The following is a 22,719-nucleotide window of genomic DNA, read 5'->3' as shown; positions in this document are numbered from 1 at the left end:
TTTTCGAAGTGTAAAACATTTAATTACACCATTATAGTTGAAAGCATCTTCTAAATCTATTGCTGTTCTGCCATTTGTCAATATGAGTAACGATATTGACAATGAATATTTTAGTGATGGTATAACTGAAGAAATCATTAATGCTTTATCTAATATTAAAGCACTAAAAGTGATTGCGCGAACATCTTCTTTTGCCTTTAAAGGAAAACAAGTTGATGTTAGAGACGTTGGAAAAGAACTCAATGTTTCAACCATCTTAGAAGGCAGTGTTAGAAAAGCGAATAACAGAGTACGTATTTCAGCTCAATTGATTGACACATCAGATGGTACGCATTATTGGTCTAAAAATTTTGATCGCGAACTTGATGATATCTTCAAGTTGCAAGATGAAATTAGCCTCTTAATTGCTGATAAAATACGAGAAAATTTTGGACACTTTAATGTTGACGATTCTCTGGTAACACATCATAATATTTCTACAGAATCATATCACAATTATTTAAGGGCTAAAAAACTTATCTCACGCTTTAATAAGGTCGATGTGTTTAAAGGAATTTCGATTTTAAAAGAAATTATAGAACAGCATCCTACTTTCGCATTAGCACATGTTAATATCCATTACGCATACAATATACTTGCTGCTGGCGGATTAATGCCTGTAAAAGAAGCTTTTGAAATTGGCGGGAATTATCTTGAAACAGCCCATAACCTAAAAGTAGATTTACCTGAAGTACATCATTCATTAGGTTGGGACGCCCTTAATAAAAAATGGGATTTTAAAGCGGCTGCTTGTCATCTTAAAAAAGCTTTAGAATTAAAACCTGGTTATTCCGATGCACATCAAAAGCTTTTCATAACCTTAATTTTAGAAGGAAACCTAGAAGAAGCAAACACCCATATAAATACTGCATATACATTAGATCCGCTTAATGATTTAAACAACTATTTTAAGGGCTACAATGCCTATATTAATAAAGATGAAAACGCTGTAAAAAAGCATTTTAAAAGATGTTTTGAAATCAATAACAAGTTTATTGTTGGTTATGGCATTTATGCCTTGGCTTTAGCGTATCACAAACAACCAAAGCATATTATTGAAGTTGCCCAAAGTATTCCAGAAATGGAAGGCTCTAAAATGGAGCAATTAATAATGACAACTTTAGCGCATGCAGTAATGCAAGACACTGCAAATGTTGAAGCGAATTTAGAACTGCTAAAACCGTTACTGAACACAGATAGTCGTGAGCGTGTACGCTTTTTCTTGATTTATATTTACACGCTTTTGAAGCAATATGACAAGGCTTTAGATTTAATTGATGAAGGCATCACACATAAAGAGCCTTTAATGACTTTGGTTAAAGTTGATCCCTTATTAGAGCCTTTACACAATCTTGAACGCTTCAAAAAACAGCTAGACGTCATTTTCGCTTTATCCAACGAAAGTAAACCACAAACCGAAAGCACTGAAAAACAACTACTTTCTAAAACCCAAATAACGCATTACAAAACAGCTATTTTAGATTTAATGGTCAATGAAGAATGCTTCCTAAACACCACATTGTCTTTACGAACATTAGCTGATAAAATCGATATTCACCCAAATCATTTATCATGGTTGCTTAATGCGAGTTTCAAGAAAAACTTCAACGATTTTATTAATACCTACCGTTTAGAATATTTTAAAACCATTGCACTAAAACCCGAGTTTAAACACATCACCATTCTTGGTTTGGCTTACGATAGTGGCTTTAATTCTAAAAGTGTATTTAATACTTTTTTCAAAAAAACAGAAGGTATTACACCTAGTAAATGGGTGCAACAGCATTCTAAGTAAACCTTTCTTCTTATAAATTCCGAACGTTCTAAATTATAATTTAGCACGACGGATAACTATTTATACTTCAATTTTGCAGTATCAAATAATCAATTAAAAACGAACAGTTATGACAACTTTACACAAACTTTTAATGGCATTTATAATTGCAATTTTAATGCTTTTCACATCATGTTCAACCGATGATGACAACAACACAGCTTCCATTAATTACACAACTGCTGAAAATTTATTAACCAACATTAACTTTCAAGGGTATGCCATTATCACAAAAAATGGAAACGATTTGGTACGACAAGGTTTTGGCTTAGCCAATGAAAACACAGCACTTCCTCAAGATTACGAAATAGCATATCGTATTGGTTCGGTATCCAAAACATTAACTGCAGCAGCAATTATTCAGTTAAAACGCGATGGTTATATTTCAAATTATAATCAAACTTTGGATGAATTTGATCCTGAATTTCCAAACGGAAATCAAATTAGTATTGCACAACTGTTATCGCATCAATCAGGTATTCCAGACTATCAATTTGTGGTTGAAGACGCTACAGAACAAGGCTACTTTTTTGATAAAGAAGACGTCTATGAAGTTATTATGGAACTAGTTACAGAAAACGGACTCAACTTTACACCTGGCGCAGGAAAACAATACAGTAATTCCAACTACCTCATTGCGGCTTTGTTGGTTGAAGAACTTACTAATATGGCTTATCACGAGTACATTCAGCAGAATATTTTTAATCCTTTGCAAATGACAAACACGTACAGAGGCACAGACAACATTAATCCAAACACACATGCAGAAGGCTACAACAATGGTAGTACCAACAGTGTTTACCCTATGAATTTAGCGTTTGGCGCAGGCGATTTTAGTAGCACACCAAGAGATATGGAAACATGGACAAATGCAGTAAAAACGAATTGGTTTTCAGCTGAAGAAAAAGAAGACATATTTGCTCAAGATGTACCAAGCGGCTATGTAGATTTTGGCTTAGGTTGGTTTACCACACAAGAGGGCAACACCACACTTTACTGGCATGGTGGCGACATAGATGGGTATTGGAGTATGATTGGTTTTTTGCCAGAATACAACGCTACTATTATATTATTAAGCAATCAACAAGACGATTCTGGTGAACAACGCAATACCATAATTCAGCAACTGTTAACTAATGAATTTAATTAAGGTTCAATCTTAAACATCACACAAAATGCAACATACCAACATACTATTAGCAGGTGCTACAGGCTATTTAGGCAAGCATTTATTAAGGGTTTTAATAGAAAAACAAAACCAGGTGGTTGCTATTGTCCGTAAGCCAAATCAGATAGATAATCCTAATGAAAATTTTCTGGAAATTAAGCAGGCTGAAGTCACCAAACCAGAAACCTTAAGAGACATATGTAAAGGTATAGACACGGTCATTTCAACCATTGGTATTACGAGACAAAAAGATGGTTTAACCTATATGAATGTCGATTATCAAGCGAATATGAATTTGCTTGAAGAAGCTAAAAAATCTGGTGTGAGTCACTTTGTTTACGTCTCTGCCATTAATGGTGATAAACATCGAAATTTGAAGATTTTTGAAGCAAAAGAGAAGTTTGTTGATGCTTTAAAAGTTTCAGGGTTAAATTACACGATTGTAAGACCTAACGGGTTTTTCTCGGACATGAAAGACTTTTTACAAATGGCAAAATCAGGTCGTGTGTATTTATTTGGATCAGGAAATCAAAAATTCAACCCAATTCATGGAGAGGATTTAGCAAAAGCTATTGTCGATAACTTAGAAGATTACAATAACGAATTAACCGTTGGAGGTCCTGATATATTAAGCTTAAATGATATTAGTAAACTCGCTCTGACTTCATTAAACAAGCCTATAAAAATAACGCATTTACCAGATTGCTTAAGACGATTCACCATTTGGACTTTAAGAACTTTTACCAGCGTAAAAACCTATGGTCCTATTGAATTTTTCTTAACCTTAATGGCTGAGGATAATATTGCACCAACTTATGGAGATTATCATTTAAAAGACTATTTTAGAGAAGAAGCTAATACACTAGAGATATGAACATTCCAGATCCAAATACCGTTTTCCCGTTGGCCAATTACGATAAGCTTTGTTTTTTGAAAAACTACATTAAAAAACCGAACATTAAGGTTGGTGATTACACCTATTACGACGACTTTGAAGATGTTTCAAATTTTGAAAAAAATGTGAAATACCATTTCGATTTTATAGGTGATAAACTCATCATTGGAAAGTTTTGCATGATTGCTTCAGGTGCTATCTTTATTATGAATGGTGGTAATCATTTAACCGAAGCCACATCAGCCTATCCGTTTGCCATATTTGGTGGTGCGTGGCAACATGCTATGGAGGGTAAAAGCTATCCAACCAAAGGGAATACTATAATTGGTAATGATGTGTGGATTGGTCATAATGCTACCATTATGCCTGGTGTAACCATTGGTGATGGTGCCATTATAGCCACAAAAGCAGTGGTTGCAAAAAACGTAGAACCTTACACTATTGTTGGCGGAAATCCTGCTGAACCTATTAAAAAACGTTTTTCAGAAGACACCATTTCTAAATTATTGGAACTTAAATGGTGGGATTGGGAGATTGAAAAAATCACTAAACATGTAGATAAACTTACTTCCCATCCCGAGGAGTTGTTATAAATAAACCCTAAGAACTAATAAAAGGCTTAATAGTAAAACTGTTAAGCCTTTTTCTATTCATGTAAAAATGAAGGATTCGTACTAAATATCAAAAAGGTACCGAATCATAATTCAGAACGATTAGCCTTCACTTCTACTGCATCTTTGTACCATCAAAATTTCAATCAAAAAACGAACAATTTAAACATCAATCACAATGAAAAAATTAGTAATTATCTGCCTGTCACTTTTTACAATTCATGGTTTTGCTCAACAGATTTCAGAACCAGAAAAACACAACAACGCGGATTTAAAATATAGAGTCAGTTTTCCTGCCATTATTTTAGGAAATATTGGAAAAGATGGCGAAAGAACCAACACGCAACACATTGAATTACACGTTAAACGTGAGCTTGATGTCAAAAACATCGTTGGTGTTAAATTTGCCACTTGGCGCTTATTTCAACCTATGGGAATTCAATGGTGGGATGGACTTACAGATAAAATAGATTCTGAAACCGAATTTTATCCTGGCTATTTACGTGAAACAGGTGTAGGTATCTCATATCAACGTATGCTATGGAAAGGGTTATTTGCTTCAATTGAAGTATTACCATTATACAAAACGTATTTAGATCTTAATGACAAAAAAATAGCCAACGGTTTTAAACTTTACAATTCGTATCATATTGGTTATCATTTCGCTTTTGGTAAAAAGAAACAATTTTTTATAGAACCACAATTTCATTGTAATGTTTGGCATTTTGACACCAATACGCCAGATTCTTTTAAGCAACTCGACAACAAATGGGATTCTTATTTCTTATTTGAACCCAACCTTTATATTGGTATAAAATTTTAACTTATAAAACCATCTTAAAATTCTAAAACTAACATTATGAAACATTTATTTCTAGGTTTAATATTTTTAGTTGGATTATCAGCTATTGCTCAGCAAACAAAAGAAACAACAATTATACAACTCTTTGAAAATGAATTAGAAAGAGAGAATATAAAAAGTGGAATACTACACGTGTATTCTGAATCTCGTGGCATTAACATTCAGATTGCGGAAAGTAAAGAAGATTCTATTTCAATAGATCATCCATTTTACACAGCTAGTATTACAAAACTATTTACCGCAACAGCTATTGGAATTTTAAAGGATCAGAATAAATTAAACTTTGAAGACAAAATCGCTCAGTACTTACCAGATTCACTGATGAATAACCTTCATGTATTGGATGGTAAAGACTATTCAAAAGATTTAACCATTGCACATTTATTACAACACACGTCTGGTTTACCTGATTATTTCACAGATGAAACTAAAGACGGAAGTCCGAATATCATCAATCAACTATTAATGAATCCTAATAAAATGTGGTCTGCTGAAGAACTGATTCAGTTTTCAAAAGAAAAGATGACACCTCATTTTGTTCCTGGCGAAGGTTATCTTTATACAGATACTGAATATGTGCTTTTAGCCTTAATTATTGAAAACACAAGTGGTTTAACTTTAGATGAGTTCTTTAAGCAGCGTATTTTTCAACCATTAAAAATGAATAGTTCTTATGTCAACTTAAAGTCATCTTCTATAGAAAACAAACTTACAATCGTTAAGTTTTATGCTAGTCAATTTGAATTATCGTCTCTTAAAAGTCTGAGTGCCGATTGGGGAGGAGGCGGTTTAGTCTCAACAACTCACGATTTAATTACGTTTTTAAAGGCTTTTAATACTAATGCCATTGTAAAGAAAGACACACGTTTTGCCATGCAAAATTGGGTGACTGAAACAAAAGGTATGGAATACGGTCTTGGGATAAGACAAGTTTCTGTTGGTGAATTAACTAATACAGAAAGCGACTTACAACTCATTGGACATTCAGGATCTACAGCTTCCTTCTTATGGTACTGCCCACAATTAGATACATATATTTCGGGTACTTTTAATCAATTAGAAGTTTCAAAAAATGCTTTACTTTTGGTTATTGATTTACTAAAAGCAGTAAAAAGAAAATAAGTTTCATGAATACATTTCAAAAAAAAACAACCTGTCTTTTAATTCTTTTTGTCTCGATGTTAAGTACAATGTTAGCTCAAACACCAAACAAAATAGATTGGAAAGAAGACTTACAAATTTACAAAGCATCTTTAGAAGACAAACATATAGACCTTTACCATTCTGTAACTGAAGAAAAATTTAATGCAGAATGGAGTAAAATTTATGACAGCATTGGTTTATTAAACGATTTTGAAATTACCTTAAAATTAATGCAATTAACAAGGCTTATAAATGATGGGCATACAGCTGTATCACTTCGTAACTATGATATCCACGACTATCCCTTCAAAATAAAACATATAGAAAATCAATGGCGCGTTGTAAAAATTAATAATACTAACAAAAACCTATTAAAATCTACACTTGTAGCTATTGATGGTGTTCCAATAGACGAGGTTATGTCTAAGGTTTCAAAAGTTGCTCAATTTGTTGAAAACGAACATTCATTATTAGTTAGAACTGGAAACTATGCAACCATAAGCGAATTGTTATATGCTCTTGGTATTACAGAAAAATCAAACTCAGCAACATTTACTTTTCAAGACATAAACCATCAAAGTATAGATTTAAGACTTGACGCTTTAAATCAAACAACTTCAAACTCTGATTCTTTTCAAGAACTTGTTATCGGTATTCCTGAAATCATTAAGCCTGAAAACCTCTCTTTTGAGTATTTATGGTATGCTCCTATTCAAAACACAAATGCGGTTTATATCCGATTTGATAGCTACCCTTCTTTTGAAAAAATGCAACGTTTTAGCGAAGAACTGTTAGGCTTTATTTCTAAAAATAAAATTGAAAAAATTGTAATTGACATGCGCAATAATGGTGGTGGTGATTTGTATGTTGGTATAGCACTAGCTTATGCTCTAAATTTGTCTGATACTGTAGATTGGAAACAAGGCGTTTATGTTATGACTGACGCTGTAACATTTTCAGCAGGAACTAGTAATTCTGCTCTTTTTAAACAGTTACTAAATGCAAAAATAATTGGACAACCAACAGGTTCCAACCCAACTGGTTATCAAGACATGGATCAGTTTGAATTACCAAACTCTAAACTTGTTATTACCTATTCTAAACGAAGATTCAATTTATCAGAAACGGTAACCCAAGGTATTTATCCAGATGTAATATTAAATTACAATTGGAAAGACTATCAAAATGGTTTAGACACTATGCTGCTATGGGTTATAAAAGACATTAAAAAGAAGGAATAGTTATACCTTATCCTTATAAAATATATAAATCCAAATAGACCTCGACAATTTAAAGTTAATGGTTCCTAATAAAACAGCTATTGTAGCAATAATAGCAAAAACTCGTAAAGGTGATAAATCAATAAAATACCAGAACACCACAAGACTCGCAATCATTTGCGCTACAGCAAGTCCGTAACTCACAAACATAGCTCCAAAAAAGAAACCTGTTTCGCGTTCAAACTTATAGTTACAAACAGGACATTTATCATTCATTTTAGGAATATTCAACAATAAGAGATTACCTCTATTATTAAAAATTTTACCGTTTTTACATTTAGGACATTTACAAGTCAACGCAGCAATAACATTAGGCATAAGCAACTATTTTATTAGCAACAAAAGTAAAACCTCTAATCCTTTTTACATATATAGAATTTGCACTATTATTTGTACTTTTAGGACATATTATGCAAATTCCTATTTTAAATATTAGTCAGTTTAAAGAATCTACGCCTCTTAATGAAGTGTATATCAATTCATTTTCAAAACATATACAGCGTAATAAAGATTTAATAAATAAGCCACACAGTCATAACTTCTATCTGTGTGTACTATTCACCAAAGGCACAGGCATCCATGAAATAGATTTTGATTCTTATGCTATTAATCCAGGTAGAGTGTTTTTCTTAAAACCAGGACAAACTCATTTTTGGAAGTTTAAGACACAACCCGAAGGGTATATCTTTTTCCATTCGCAAGAATTTTATGATCTAAAGTTTTTAAATCATACCCTACATTCATTTCCGTTTTATTATTCTTATCAGAATCCTCCTGTAGTAGATTTAACAAGCCAACAGCTCTCATTACTACAACTTAAGTTTAAAGAGGCTTACACCGAATATATGCAACCTAACCTTTTAAGAGAATTAAAAATAGTAAACTTGTTTAGTGACATTTATATTGAACTCACTAGAGCATATACCACTAATATTAATTTAGAAAAGCTTAAAACATCTCAATATTCGCAAATATTAGAGAAGCTAGAGCATTTAATAAACAATCATTTCCTTAAAGAAAAACTACCAAAGTTTTATGCACAAGAACTTAATATAACTACCAAGCATCTTAATAGAGTGGTTCAAAAAACCATTAACAAAACTACAAGTCAGCTTATCTCTGAGCGAGTCATCCTAGAAGCCAAACGATTAATTGTGCATTCTCATGATAACTTAGCTACAATTGCTTATCAGCTCGAGTTTTCAGACTATGCCTATTTTTCAAAAGTATTTAAATCCAAAACCGGACTAACTCCTTTAGAGTTTAGAAAAAATTATAACTAACAAACAGATTAACCTTTTAATAAACCATACAGAATTATATATAACAACGTAGATTTAAACAAAACAAACGTAGATTTGGAAAACTATCTCTTTTAGTATTTGCTCAACTTTGTATCATCATTAAAAAACTACAGTAACATGAAACAAAAAACAGCAATTATTACAGGTGGCAGTAGAGGTTTAGGACGCGATATGGCTCTTAATTTGGCACAAGATGGTGTCAACATCATTTTTTCATATCACAGCAACCAAAATAAAGCCAACGAAGTTATTTCTGAAATTGAAGCTATGGGTCAAAAAGCTGCAGCATTTCCTTTTGATGCCAACAACCCTAAAAGCGGACAAGATTTCATTAATAAAGCAACCAACTATTTACAACAAGAAAATGGAAGCAAAAACTTTGATTTTTTGATTAACAATGCAGGCACTGGAACGTTTAACTTAGTACCTGACACTACTGAAGTTCAATTTGACGAAATGATGAACATACACCTAAAAAGTGTCTACTTTTTAACACAAGCAGCTATACCATATCTCAATAAAGGCGGAAGAATCATTAATATATCAAGTGGTTTGGCACGTTTTAGCCTACCAGGAATGTCTGCTTATGCTATGATGAAAGGAGGAATTGAGGTCTTTACACGTTACTTAGCTAAGGAACTAGGTAAACGTAACATCACAGCCAATGTGATTGCTCCTGGAGCCATCGCAACCGATTTTGCTGGAGGCAGCAACAAAGACAAAGAAAAAGCAGACTTAATCTCTAGCATTACAGCACTTGGTCGTGTAGGTAAAGCCGAAGATATTGGTGGAACTGTCGCTTTCCTTTGCTCTAAAAAAGCAGGCTGGATTAACGGACAGCGTATTGAAGTATCTGGTGGTATGTTAGTGTAAAATCTTTTCTTAATTTTATAGCTAATGAAAGACTTAAAACACTTTAAAAAGGTAAGTGATTACCATAAACAAGCCAATATAGCTGCACCTGAACATCCATTAATTAGTTTAGTGGATTACAGTCAGGTGCAGTATCCTTCAAATATTGAATCTCTAAAATGGAAACAAGATTATTACACTATTGGCTTAAAACGCAATGTGCCTTACAAGTTCTTTTATGGTCAACAAGAATATGATTTTGATGAAGGTGTGATGACTTTCATTGCACCTAATCAAATTATGAGCTTAGGAGAAAATCCTAACATTAAAACCAACACACCTTCGGGTTGGCTCCTATTGGTACATCCTGATTTTTTATGGAACTCGTCCTTAGCAAAAACCATAAAGCAATATGAGTTTTTTGGATACACCGTAAACGAAGCATTATTCCTTTCAGAAAAGGAAGAACAAATGATGTTAAATATTTTAATGCAAATTCAAGGCGAATACCAGTCTAACATAGATAAATTCAGTCAGAAAATCATAATTGCGCAAATAGAACTACTCCTCAATTATGCTGAACGTTTTTATGAAAGACAATTTATTACCCGAAACATTTCTAATCATCAAATATTAAGTCAACTAAAAAAGGTACTTGCAGAATATTTCAATGATGACCAAATAATTGATAACGGCATACCTACTGTACAAGATGTTGCAGACCGCTTAAACTTATCGCCTAACTATTTAAGCAGCATGCTCAAATCCTTAACAGGACAAAGCACACAACAACATATTCATAATACAATTATAGAAAAAGCTAAAGAGCAATTGGCAACACCGCTACTCTCTATTAGTGAAATAGCCTACAACTTAGGCTTTGAACATCCAGCTTCATTTACCAAACTTTTTAAAAATAAAACAGACATGTCTCCTTCAGAATTTAGAAAAACGTATAATTAATAACTAGAGTAAATAGCAATCAAATATTTACTTAAATAACAATTCTTAAAAAGATGCTTCTATAGCTTTTATTTTTTGATTTACAGCCATTATTCTTTATTAACATCCTTAAACAATTGATCCACTCTAGACTTCAACACATCATTTGGTAATAAGCTATAAAATTCCTCAAGCAAGTCTAAAGACGTTGGTTTTTTTGGATACTTGTTATTAGCTAAAAAGTTCCTTAACGCTTGATTGACTTTGTCTTCACCGATTAATTCAGATAATTTCACCATTGCAATAGCTCCTTTTGAGTAAGCTATATGTGTGGCTCCATAAGGTACTTTGTACAACGGTGGATCTCCGTAAAGTCCCTTTTCGTTATCATAAATTTGTTGATGAATTTGAACACGTTCCATCATACGCTCTTTTCCATATAGTTTTTTGTAAATCATCATTTCGGTATACATGGCAAGAGATTCTGTAAGCATGGACGCTCCTTCCCTTTCATCTGGGTTTATTTGGCTATTTCCCCACCAAATGTGAGCCAACTCATGACCTGCCAATTCATTGATAACATCTTTACTTGGGTCACTATCGATATTAGCGTGGAAAATCATGTTTTCGGTCATAAAAATGGTGGCTGGATAGGCTGTAGCAGCGAATCCGCTCGTAAAAGAAGACACCTCAACAAAGCTTATTTTTTCAAATGGGTAAGTATTAAAATTATCGATACAGTAATCTAAACTCAATACCGTATTTTTCAGTAGTCGGTCTACATTTTCAAAATGCATATCATGATAAAGCACTTCAATCTCTATATTACGATGCATCATAGACTGCTTTTGGTATTTAGCAGAAGCTACTGCAAATCGAAATGGAATACTATCGGCTTTATATTGTGTAAATGCCCTTTCGTTTTCAGACCAAGTTTTAACTACATCACCAATTCCCATTGGTGTTTGGTGGCTTTCCGTAGACACTACCATATCTAAATTGATAAAGTCATTTTTAAAAACTTCTGGTGCTTCAAGTGTCTTTAAAGGTGTTGGATTTCCAAGTTCGTAGGCTTCTCTTTTTTGCTCGTCCTCTATCTCTTTATCTGATTGGTATCCCAATGATGGATAATAATTACTAATACGCATAAACGAACCATTATTCACGATAGCATTAAACGATTGATGTCCATTGACAGCATACCATTTGTATGATAAATGAAACTCTAGAATCGCTGTGTCATTTGGCAATAAAGGTTTATTAAGCTTGATTTCTGACACATGCTTATCGATTGAAATCTCTTCATTCTGTATTTGAAGTTTTGCGTTCTCTAATTTTAAATCAGCGTGAAAATTTAATAGAATCTTATGTATTGGTTCATCTGACAGATTTTGAAGTCTATACTTGCCTTGAATCTCATAAGCATTTTCAGAAGGATACAAATCTATTTTTGTATCTACATCTGTAATTGTAGGTTGAGATATGTTTTCATAATGACGAAAATTCTTTTCATAATTAACAGCCTCAACAAGTTGAGCATCTTCGTTTTTTGGTGCATAACCCTTCATAAAATTGAATGCTGTAAAAACGCTTAATCCAAAGAAAATAACGACAATAAATGATTTGATTTTAGTCCATTGTTTTGATTTCAAATACGAATTAAAAACCCACAATAACCCTAAAAGACAAATTCCAAAAAGCGATCTATTTATAAAAGCTGACAGGTAAGCTCCATAACCATTTAGGTCACTAAATACACCTTTGAATCCTGAAAACACATGTAATAATGGATAGGGCAACAACATCTTTATTAATGGTGTCGTAAAGACTACAACCGCTAATATTGAAACGCCTAAGGCTACATATTTGCTATTGATGATACTATTGATAAGAAGTAGCAATGTACCAAAAAGAAAAAGCGGAATTGTATTGAATATAATAACTCCAAAATAAGCCAACCAATCCATTTGTGAATATCCATAACCGAGTTGAAAAACTAATGCTAGTACGATAAGTAACGTTGTTAAGAACACCAATAACACAACCAGTGACATTAAGTGGCCTTTCAGTTTTGCTTTTGAAAAAAATGCACTGTCTTCAATTAAGTAAAAATTGGCAGAACTACTTCTCCAATACATATCATTAATGAAATACACTAGAATGAATCCTCCTAACAAATGAAAACTTTGAGAAATAGAAGTCGCCAAAAGTCCAGAACTGGCATAATAATCTGGTAAACGTATGCCTTTATCGATATCTGAATACATTTCCATGCCAACGAAAAATACCAATAGCATAGAAACGGCAACTATAGTTACGCTTTTAAAAAGGTAAATCAAATCAACTTTTGCAAAGGAAATGATTGCGTTTAATTCTGACTTAAAACCAAAATTAAGAGCAGGCGTTTTGACTTTTGTTAATTTGACTATTGCGTCTTTAACGCTATGTTTTTTACGCTTCAATGTCTTTTTACTTGTTGCTTTATTAAACACATAAAAACGATAAGAAATCACCAAAAACAGCATTGACAATACCAGATAAACTATACGATTGATAGCTAAAAAGCCTTTTAGTGGCACGATGAACTGATTTTTATCAGTAACACTTAAGTCTCTAGCTTCAAAGAAATAGGCAGATGTTCCAAAAGGGTCTAACAATGATGATAGTTGTTGTACTTCAATAGATTGCGGAATACTTCCTGCCATAAATGGCGAATTAGAAAACACCAATAACACCATATAAAGCACATACAGAAGTAAACCTCCAATGACCACTAATAACTTCTTACGTGTTGTGTAAGCAATCATAAACAAGACGCTACAAACAAAAAGGCAGTTTAAAACTCCGAAAATTAAAAAGGGATAGAGATACGACCAAAGACTAAATCCTAACTGCATTTCGCTTCCTGTTCGTATGTTTTGACCAATAACGAAACCAATAATTAAGATTGAAAAACTTAAAAAAGTTTTTATCGTAAATCCTGAAAACTTTCCGATTAAATAGGTCTTAAGGGAAACAGGATATGAAAATAACATGATATCAAATTTTGTATCCCATTCCTTAAACAGAATCTCTAAGGCGAATAAAATAGCCAAAAATATCATGGACAGACTCAACAAAGCCATCATAAATCCAATGGTGTATGGTGAATTAAGATAAATGCCCTCACCAGCAGTTAGGTTGAATTTATAGCCACAAAACCATCCTATAAACAGTAATAAAACACTTGTTAAAGCTAAGACGTAACGATTTCCGCTATGCTTTAATTGAAATTGAAGTATAGCATTCATAATTAACTGTTTTGAGAAAGCACATTAAAGTAAACATGCTCTAATATTGGATTAATTGGTGAAAACCCTTCAGGTTGTGAAGGTGCAACTACTGTAATTTGAAGTTGACGTTCTATTAGTTGCTGACTGATAACATTGAGATTTGATTGGTACATTTCCAAGTCTTCATTAGCAATACTTTTTGACCAGATTTTACCTTCTAATTCTTTGATTAATTCTTTAGGCTTTCCTGTTTTAAGAATTCGACCTCTATTCATTACAGTCATTTCAGAACACAAGTTTTTAACGTCTTCAACCAAGTGAGTAGATAAAATCACAACAACCTCACTACTAATATCACTTAAAAGCGTATTAAACCGATTCCGTTCTTCTGGATCCAGTCCTGCTGTTGGCTCGTCTACAATGATGATTTTTGGGTCGCCAAGTAAAGCTTGCGCAACCCCAAAGCGCTGTTTCATACCACCAGAAAACGTGTGTACCTCTTTATCTCTAAAGTTCCAAAGGTTCACCTTTTCCAACAAATATTGAATCTGTTTTTGACGTTCAGATTTGTTATTGATCCCTTTTAAAATAGCTATATGATTTAATAAATCGTATGCATTCACTTTAGGGTAAACTCCAAAGTCCTGTGGCAAGAACCCTAGATTTTTTTTAATATAATCTGCATCTTCTACAACATTAATATCATTAAAGGTAATTGATCCTGAAGTTGGTTTTTGTAAACCTACAATGGTTTTCATTAAAGACGATTTTCCAGCTCCATTAGGACCTAACAAACCAAACATCCCATTCTTTATTTCTAGGGAAATTCCGTTAATGGCATTATAACCATTTTTATAAGTTAGATTTAGGTTGTCGATTTTTAATGTATTCATAATGTTCATTTTTGATTGATTATTAATTGCTTTAGTTTTTACGCAATTTTTCTATTTCCTTTTGCAAATCATCTTCTTGTCCAAGTTTATATCGTTTTGAAACTTCAACTCCGAGGAGATAAGTGTCGATCGCTTTTTCCTTTTGGTTGGTCTTTTCATATAATTTTGCCAATTGCGTCAATAATCCAATGTACATTGGATAGGCTTCTGAGGCTTTTTTTAGTACAGTTATAGCTTCTAAGTCATTCTCTTTATTGACCAGAACCGAAACAAGATTAAAATAATCTTCAGCAGGTCGTCTTGCCATATTGCCATACTTGGTTTTCAATTGTTCTTCAGCATCTAAAAAGCTATTATCACTAAAATTACTGATTAAGTCTTCATTTAGTTTTAAATCAGAAAACAAAAACTTTAAACCATTGTAGTTCAACAGTAATCTAGATGCCATATGACCTTCATCACCTACCTCTTCATGAAGCCATCTAAAGTTTTTTGGTTGGTATTGTTTTACAACATCAACATACCTGATCAACTCTTGTTGCATTCCCCAACCGTCTCCACCACCAATTCCGAAGTAGACTGTTTTGTTTAGTATCCTATTGGATTTGAAGAAGGTTTTTGCCTTTTCAGTCATTTCTTCTTTATTCCACCAAAGTGCTGGTGATTGAATAATAAACGCATCAAAAAGTTCTGGGTTTTCCATGAGCGTGTAAACGCTAAACAAACCTCCAAAAGAATGACCTTCTAAAATACGATAAGGATGTGTTCGATAATTGTTATCTACAAAAGGAATCAACTCTTCACTTAAAAACTCTAGAAATTTTGGTGCACCTCCACTCTGTGGTATTCCTGAATTTCCAGTGCTTCCTTGTAAATCCTCTCCAGCTTTTGAAGGAGTAAAATCTCTATTTCTGTCTAAACTTTCTATACCAACCACAATTATAGGTGGAATTAATCCCGACTCGGTTAACAGCTCAACAGTACCAACTGTGTGTTTTATGTTTTGCAAACCATCTAAGACATATAGCACTGGATATTCTGCTTGGTTATCATGATAGCCTACAGGTAAAGAAATAATTACAGGGCGTTCTTCCTTTAAAATATCAGACTGAATTTTGTGTTGAGTTCCTAAACCCAACAATTGATAATCTTCAGTCATTTCTATTTTATTAGCTAACTGTGCGTTTGATTGATGACAAGACAAAACCACAATGGTAATAAGTATAATATGCTTAATTAATTTAGCTTTCATAATGCTAATTCTTTTAAATTCTTATAGGATTTTGTTGTTCCCTTTGTAATCATATAAAATGTTAATCCTACCTCACCAAGAGCAGCTGCAACTCCAACTATTAATGCGGTATAACCTTCATAACCTGGAACATTAAAATTTCCAAAAGTTTCAATAAGATAACCAGCTGCAGCACCTAACAACAAACCGCCAAATAGTTTTGGAAACACATTGGATTTGTATATAAGCATAGCCAGTAACAAGCAATGAATACCAAAAAATCCACCAGCAATTAAGTATCCGTAATGATGCGCTTCCATCAATAGACTGCTCATTTCCTGAGCTTGTGCTTCACTAAATGCGCTTGACATTCCGCTTGTTCCAAGCACCTTCAAAGCCATGTAGTGATTCAATAAATTTAAACTCCCTATCGCTGGATGTGCGATAAGTCTAAAGGCCGAAGACACCATGGCTAAAGTTTTATTGAAAGGTTTAAAAATCTGATACAAGAATACCGAAATGACAACATCTAAAAGGAATGCTATTAAATCTGTTGTTAAACCTAATTGAAACAAACCTTTATTTTGAAGTATATTATTTGCGGTTTGTACAGCATTACCTGGCACAATAAGAGTTCCTCTAACATACCCTTGACTAAAACCAGCACAAATTATAACCAACAAGTAAAGTAATCCTGTGAGTCTAATCTGTTTTATACTCGCTAACGCTTTTACACTTTTCATGATTTCGACGTTTTGATTTATAAGCAAAATTCAGAAATAGGCACTTGTTTTTATTGACTGTTAGTGCCAAAGATTTGATAATTTGGGACAACGCACTTGTATACGTTTATGTCACGCAGTAATTAGTTCAACTCTTTCAATAATTTCTCTGATTCTTCTTTCATCAAATCTTTAGAAATCAAATCGTTTGCAATGCGTCTTGCTTTATCTTTCTCGCCTAACGACACATAGGTTTTGGCTAATAAATACTGTAGATTTTCATTAAAGAAGTGAGGTGAAGTCAACTCTACTAATGCAATACCTTTCCTCAATTCCTCATTATTTTCAGTCGATGCTAAAATCTTGTAATAACCATACGCAGCTACCAATGGTAAATCGTAATTAGCATTGTTCTTATCGAGTTCTTCTTCAGCCCAAGCTATAGTTTTGGTGTTATCCAACACGTCCTGAATTAAATAAGCACTTCTTTCGTCATTATAAAATTCCCTTTTTACAGGCGTAAGTCCTAAAGATTCCACAACAGCTTCTGCTGATTTTGTTGTTGAAAAAGGATTTTGACCTGTTACAAATTTTCCTGAAACAACAACTTTTGAAAGCATAAAATCGGTTTGTTTAAAAATAGCGCCTCTTGATTCTAATTTGGTTTCTAAACTAAATGGAAACTCCTTTACCCATTTTTTTCCGAAAAGTTCTTCTTCTACGTTACAAAAACTAGTTAATTCCACACCGTTAATAATATAATCTTTATCATCAACCACATTTACAAAAGCTGCTGGACCGTGACACACAGATGAAATAACAGTATGCTCTCTTTTGTATAAATTCAATATAATTTCCTGAAGAGAAGGGTCGAAAGGCAAATCAAACATAGCACCTTTACCTCCAACAATATAAATAGCATTGTAGTCATCGGCATTTATGTTTGCCGTAGCTATGGTGTTGTCTAATAAGCTTAAAGCCTGTTTGTCTTCCAATAGTGTTTTGTTGTATAACTTTTCACTGTTATACTTATCTGGCTCTGCTTTGCCGCCTTTTGGGCTAGCAACATCAATAGATAAATTATTGTTTTTAAAAATTAAATACGCTTGAGAGAATTCATCAAACTCATAACCTGGTCTTACAGATCCCATATCTTTTCCGTAACTGCTTACCACCATCAAAACCTTTTTCTTGGTATTTTTTGTTTGAGAAATTAGGATGATTGGTAAAAAAAGGACGATACATAAAATAGTTTTTTTCATTTTTTGATTGTTTTGATTGAAAAAAGAACACGAATGAAAAGCAAATTTGTTACTTCAAACATTTTTTAGTTCAATGACAAATGTCAAACAATCTATGTTTTATGTATTGACTTTTTAAGCCAAAAAATTGATTATTGAGGACAGTATAATTGGCTACAGATTTTTGCGATATTCATTAGGCGCTTGACCTGTCCACCTTTTAAACGCTCTATTAAAAGCGCTTTGTTCAGAAAACCCTGTTAAGAAGGCAATTTCACCAACCGATTGTGATGAATTGGAAAGTAATTGAGTAGCGGTTTCGTGTTGATTTTTTTGAATAAGTTCTCTAAAAGATAAATTTCTATCTGCCAATCTTCGTTTTAAGGTTCTTGCACTCATACCCAAATAGTCACCAACCTGTGAAATGCTTGGTATACCACTAGACATGGATTCTTTTAGTAGTTTATTGATTTCAGAAGTGAGCACATCTTCTTGTTCGCTTAATTTTGATTTTTCCTGCTCCATACGTTCCAGCAGAAATTGATGAATAAATTTATCGGCTTTTATAGTAGAGATCTCTAACGCTTTAGAATTAAAAATCAAAGTATTTTCAGTTGCATTAAAGTTTACAGGGCAGTCAAAATATTCAGAAAAATAATCACTATTAGAAAATGAGTGCTTAAAATTAACTTCTATAGGCTTAATGTTCTTACCTGTTACTTCATTTAAAATTCCAACCAGCATTACAAAAGAGGCTTCATTAGCTGTTTTTATACCAGTTCTATAAACCTCTCTATTTAAAACAAGTTTAGTTTTACCTTCACTTTCGTCCAACTCTATACTACCGTCATCAGTAACCAGAACCATGTAACGCTTTACATTGTTTAACACATCGATAGCTTTTAAGCATGTTTTCCAAGATAAACCTAACGTTCCATAATCTGTAGTATCTAGTTGCTTGCCTTGTCGTAATCCAAAACCTGCTTGTAGCTTATCTGATGCTAGCTCATACACTTCTAGCAACAATTCCATTGGCACACGCTTATTCTCTACTTTATAGTCTAAAAAGCGATTAAGTTGTACTTTGTCTAAACCTTCGGATAAGGCAAGTTGAATAGCTTTGTTATATATTGTTGAAAAAACAACTGCCATAAAAAAGATGCTTAGGTTTTTAATGACTTTAAACTACTTTATTTAAGGACAATGACAGACCTTTTGAAGTGTCTAAATATCAAAAATTGAAACCAAAAAGATAAACAATTTTTATTATCGCTAATTCTTTTAGGGAATATTTTGGTTGAATTGCTTTTAAGTGAGTTGTTTCCCGACACATAAAGTAACGAACGCTACCTGTATTCATTGTCATAGCGAATGTACAATACAAATTTGGCGCAACAGATAATAAGTTAACTTAAAAATAGAATAAAGAACAATAGATGATAGTACTTATCTAACCAGAATTTAGCCTTCACCTGTAACTACACAGTATTTTAAAATCAATCACTTTTTAGGTTAAACTCTAAAAGCGAAATAGGTATGTCTCCATACTTCAATAACTCATTATGAAATTTTATATATTCAAAATCTTCATTCTTCTTTGCTTCATTCAAAAATTTAAGAAATACATCTGAACCATATTTATACGTAATAACTTGGGCAGGCCAACGTTTCATTCGATTAATTTCTCTCCAGCCAACAGCATCTTGATCTACGATATGCGCTTTCCAAAAAGAAATTGCCTTTTCGTCTGACCAGCCATAATAATTTATACCCACATCCAAAACAACTCTAACAGAGCGTATTAAATCCCATTCCCATTTACCGTATTCATCATATATGGTTTTATAAACACCTAACTCTTTACCAAAATGTTCCACATAAGCACCCCAACCTTCTACAAAACCAGAGTACCAAAACAATTGCTGTATATCTGTACGTTTTATAATAGCATTAACCATAATTTGGTAATGATGCCCTGAAATGCCTTCATGAATATAAATCCAATCTAACTGACGCTTATTAAAAGGTTGGTTAAAATAATTAAAATAGAATGTGCTATTGTTATAATAGGCTGGAACTTGTGAAAGAGACTCATTAGTACCTTGAGTTATATTTACATCAGGTATACTATCAATATATGGGAAAAAATTTGTTGCTTTTTTGGCAACTTCTCTTTTGGTGTTCTCAAATGCTTGCTGAATATCCTCAACATTATGCAAAAAAAATGAAGCATGGTTTAAATACTCTTGAAAGGCTTTTTCTGAAAATCTAGACCTACCTTGCAAGTCTTTCATATTGGACTTAATTTTTTCAATCTCATCTAATCCAAATTGAAACATTTCGTCTGGTGTTACAGTTATATCAACCCATTTTTTCAATAAATAAGCATACCAATTTTTTCCATTCTTAATAGTGTAAATACTCCTTTTATCATCCAACTCAATTGTATCATCCCATTGTTTTTCCAAAGAGATACGTTCTAAATTCAATGCAACTTCGTAATTCATAAGGTGATAATCTAGTTGCTGATATTCATTTAAGTTTTTAACATCCACATTAGTTAATTGCTTTGCAACCGTTTTAAAAAAAACCTCCTGCTGAATTATATTTTCAATTGGTTTAATAGACTTTAAATTTTGCACATAATTGGCTTGATGATAAGGTATTTGTAATGCGATGTAATTCTTTACAAAATCTTTGCGAACAGCTTCAAAGCTTTTACTCTGAGAACATAATAGTGGTGAAACCAATAAAAGAATCACTACACTATGTAATTTACTATACGTCTTCATCTCAATCTTCTGTATTAAATTGAACTGTAAATGTTAATGCTATTAAAAGCTGGAGTACTTTTCTTTCTTAATGATACAAACTTTACCTCATTAGATGAATTAGCAACCTATGTGAGTTTAATGAGCTTACCATTATCAAACCATATAAAACAATTAGCATCTTTCTTTTCGTTACTATTTAACTTTTGCTTTCATCCATTTAACACTCTCTTTTCCTAACGCGACACTGTAATTGTCACGTGCATGTGTCATGTAAGTACCATTTCCTAAAGTTTCGGCATTATGTTGCATTGAGTCAAAATTCACAAAACCATGGTCAGCTTTCTTAACTACAATAAATTCTCCTTTACCTCCATTTTTATTAACTATATCAGCTATTTTTTCTGCACTTTTTGGACTGATTGCTTGAATATCGAATTCTCCGTACATTGCCAAAACATTGGTTTTTACTTTTGTCCAGGCTTCAGGAATATTAACATCTGCTAAATTTTGCCAAAAGTCGAAATGCCGTCCTATGTATTGGTTTTGTCTAAAATTGACTTCATTATCTCTAAAAAAAATGGCATAAACTTCGTTCTCAAGAATTTCTGAACCTGAAAGTTTATTAATTAAAAAGTCTTCATTAAACTTTAAATTAACCTTATTATCTTCTTTAATTTGAGAATCTGAAACACCAAAATGCTTTGGTTGTATGGTATATAGATCTACCATATAATCGTACCAATTCTGAGCTATGCTTCCGTAGATTAAAATGCCACGAGGTGATTTCATTTCGTTTAAAAGTGGTGCAATAACACCTCCCATTGAGTGTCCAAACATAAAGATGTTATCAGTATCTATTGTTTCTTGTTTCAACAAGTCTTTATAACCTTCTTTAAATGCAGTAAGCTCTTCATCAAAACTTATTTGCATACAATGCTTACTGCTCTTACTATCTCCTACTCCTGGTTTTTCAACCCTATAAACTGCAAAACCAGCATTAACCCAATCAGACATTAACTTTTTTGCCGGATTATCATCGGTAGTTGTTTCAACAGTTCCGCAGGTATAACCTTGTAAAAAATACACAACAGGAGCCTTAATTTTATGTTTAGGTGTTACTAGAATACTTCTTAGTACATTACCTTCATAAACCACTTCACCATAGGTAACATCTCCATTTTCAAAAGTTTCTATAGGTCTACCCAATAAAGCAGTGGATTTAATTTTCTTTGAATTGCCTGAATAAAACTCGGCTTCAATAATATCACCTTCATACAACTCACCAGTAATTGCTAAAACATCTTGAATTGTTCTAACAGATGACCCATTCAATTTTGTAAGTACATCATCTTGCTTTACTCCTAAATTTGCGAATGTTGAGTTTGGCATAACAGCAGTAATATGCACTCCTGTTTTAACCTTAAAATTGTTCTGTATTGCAATACTGTCGGTTAATGTTTGCATCATAACACCTAACATACCTTTGCGTTTTAATGTTTGAGATTGTAATGTTATTGAAGCAACTAATACAATGAGAACATATAAGTATTTAATTTTCATATTTAAACTTGTTGTTATATTGATTATCATATTAAAAATGGCAGAGATTTATCTTGATGAGAAGCAACCAGCAAACTTCCTTTAATCTTACAAACT

General features: G+C 32.8%; 19 protein-coding genes. 10 read left to right on the top strand and 9 right to left on the bottom strand.

The features are described 5' to 3' along the window. The first annotated feature begins 37 nt into the window (after positions 1–37). The 7 genes from ABD011_RS08390 to ABD011_RS08360 all read left to right on the top strand — a co-directional run bounded on the left by ABD011_RS08390 (position 38) and on the right by ABD011_RS08360 (position 7,793). On the top strand, positions 38–1,834 hold the full coding sequence (locus ABD011_RS08390; RefSeq protein ID WP_343797412.1) for a helix-turn-helix domain-containing protein: 1,797 nt from the start codon (positions 38–40) through the stop codon (positions 1,832–1,834). 109 nt (positions 1,835–1,943) lie between these two features. Continuing rightward, positions 1,944–3,023, top strand: coding sequence for a serine hydrolase domain-containing protein (locus tag ABD011_RS08385; protein ID WP_343797410.1), 1,080 nt, complete (start codon positions 1,944–1,946; stop codon positions 3,021–3,023). A gap of 25 nt (positions 3,024–3,048) precedes the next feature. Continuing rightward, positions 3,049–3,915 (top strand): SDR family oxidoreductase, encoded by an 867-nt coding sequence (locus ABD011_RS08380; protein WP_343797408.1) that lies wholly within the window; start codon positions 3,049–3,051, stop codon positions 3,913–3,915. After that, positions 3,912–4,529, top strand: coding sequence for a CatB-related O-acetyltransferase (locus ABD011_RS08375; protein WP_343797407.1), 618 nt, complete (start codon positions 3,912–3,914; stop codon positions 4,527–4,529). The genes ABD011_RS08380 and ABD011_RS08375 overlap by 4 nt, the downstream gene beginning before the upstream one ends. A gap of 196 nt (positions 4,530–4,725) precedes the next feature. Further along, on the top strand, positions 4,726–5,370 hold the full coding sequence (locus ABD011_RS08370; RefSeq protein ID WP_343797405.1) for a hypothetical protein: 645 nt from the start codon (positions 4,726–4,728) through the stop codon (positions 5,368–5,370). A 36-nt stretch (positions 5,371–5,406) separates the two neighbouring features. Further along, positions 5,407–6,531 carry a serine hydrolase domain-containing protein gene (locus ABD011_RS08365; protein WP_343797403.1) on the top strand — a complete coding sequence of 375 codons (1,125 nt, stop codon included), beginning with the start codon at positions 5,407–5,409 and terminating at the stop codon, positions 6,529–6,531. Between the two features lie 5 nt (positions 6,532–6,536). Beyond that, a complete protein-coding gene (locus ABD011_RS08360) occupies positions 6,537–7,793 on the top strand; it encodes a S41 family peptidase (protein ID WP_343797401.1) in 1,257 nt (418 codons plus the stop codon). On the opposite strand, the gene ABD011_RS08355 is transcribed toward ABD011_RS08360, so the two are convergent. Then, entirely contained in the window at positions 7,794–8,150 is a 357-nt protein-coding gene (locus ABD011_RS08355) for a DUF983 domain-containing protein (protein ID WP_343797399.1), read from the bottom strand. 92 nt (positions 8,151–8,242) lie between these two features. Between ABD011_RS08355 and ABD011_RS08350 the strand changes: the two genes are divergently transcribed. From ABD011_RS08350 to ABD011_RS08340, 3 genes are all read left to right on the top strand, one after another. Further along, the gene (locus tag ABD011_RS08350; RefSeq protein ID WP_343797397.1) at positions 8,243–9,115 is read left to right on the top strand and encodes a helix-turn-helix domain-containing protein; all 873 of its coding nucleotides are present in this window, start codon (positions 8,243–8,245) and stop codon (positions 9,113–9,115) included. A gap of 138 nt (positions 9,116–9,253) precedes the next feature. Beyond that, on the top strand, positions 9,254–10,009 hold the full coding sequence (locus ABD011_RS08345) for an SDR family NAD(P)-dependent oxidoreductase (protein WP_343797395.1): 756 nt from the start codon (positions 9,254–9,256) through the stop codon (positions 10,007–10,009). A gap of 24 nt (positions 10,010–10,033) precedes the next feature. Next, positions 10,034–10,951 carry a helix-turn-helix domain-containing protein gene (locus ABD011_RS08340; RefSeq protein ID WP_343797393.1) on the top strand — a complete coding sequence of 306 codons (918 nt, stop codon included), beginning with the start codon at positions 10,034–10,036 and terminating at the stop codon, positions 10,949–10,951. Positions 10,952–11,040: 89 nt separating this feature from the next. Here the strand turns inward: ABD011_RS08340 and ABD011_RS08335 are convergent, their stop codons facing one another. The 8 genes from ABD011_RS08335 to ABD011_RS08300 form a co-directional block, all read right to left on the bottom strand. After that, positions 11,041–14,220 carry an ABC transporter permease/M1 family aminopeptidase gene (locus tag ABD011_RS08335; RefSeq protein ID WP_343797391.1) on the bottom strand — a complete coding sequence of 1,060 codons (3,180 nt, stop codon included), beginning with the start codon at positions 14,218–14,220 and terminating at the stop codon, positions 11,041–11,043. Between the two features lie 2 nt (positions 14,221–14,222). Beyond that, the gene (locus tag ABD011_RS08330; RefSeq protein ID WP_343797389.1) at positions 14,223–15,095 is read right to left on the bottom strand and encodes an ABC transporter ATP-binding protein; all 873 of its coding nucleotides are present in this window, start codon (positions 15,093–15,095) and stop codon (positions 14,223–14,225) included. A 31-nt stretch (positions 15,096–15,126) separates the two neighbouring features. Then, on the bottom strand, positions 15,127–16,347 hold the full coding sequence (locus tag ABD011_RS08325) for an alpha/beta hydrolase-fold protein (RefSeq protein ID WP_343797387.1): 1,221 nt from the start codon (positions 16,345–16,347) through the stop codon (positions 15,127–15,129). Further along, on the bottom strand, positions 16,344–17,069 hold the full coding sequence (locus ABD011_RS08320; RefSeq protein WP_134200204.1) for a DUF4386 domain-containing protein: 726 nt from the start codon (positions 17,067–17,069) through the stop codon (positions 16,344–16,346). The genes ABD011_RS08325 and ABD011_RS08320 overlap by 4 nt, the downstream gene beginning before the upstream one ends. Before the next feature lie 122 nt (positions 17,070–17,191). Next, a complete protein-coding gene (locus ABD011_RS08315; RefSeq protein ID WP_343797384.1) occupies positions 17,192–18,310 on the bottom strand; it encodes a DJ-1/PfpI family protein in 1,119 nt (372 codons plus the stop codon). A gap of 153 nt (positions 18,311–18,463) precedes the next feature. Further along, entirely contained in the window at positions 18,464–19,441 is a 978-nt protein-coding gene (locus ABD011_RS08310; RefSeq protein WP_343797382.1) for an AraC family transcriptional regulator, read from the bottom strand. Between the two features lie 344 nt (positions 19,442–19,785). Beyond that, entirely contained in the window at positions 19,786–21,081 is a 1,296-nt protein-coding gene (locus tag ABD011_RS08305; protein WP_343797380.1) for a DUF885 domain-containing protein, read from the bottom strand. Positions 21,082–21,255: 174 nt separating this feature from the next. Then, positions 21,256–22,623, bottom strand: a complete 1,368-nt coding sequence (locus ABD011_RS08300; RefSeq protein ID WP_343797378.1) for a CocE/NonD family hydrolase — start codon at positions 22,621–22,623, stop codon at positions 21,256–21,258. Positions 22,624–22,719 lie beyond the last annotated feature (96 nt).

Origin of the sequence: Gaetbulibacter jejuensis (assembly GCF_039524015.1) — a bacterium.
GTDB lineage: Bacteria > Bacteroidota > Bacteroidia > Flavobacteriales > Flavobacteriaceae > Gaetbulibacter_B > Gaetbulibacter_B jejuensis.
The sequence above is the reverse complement of the archived record's forward strand: the minus strand, read 5'-3'. Positions and strand labels throughout refer to the sequence as shown.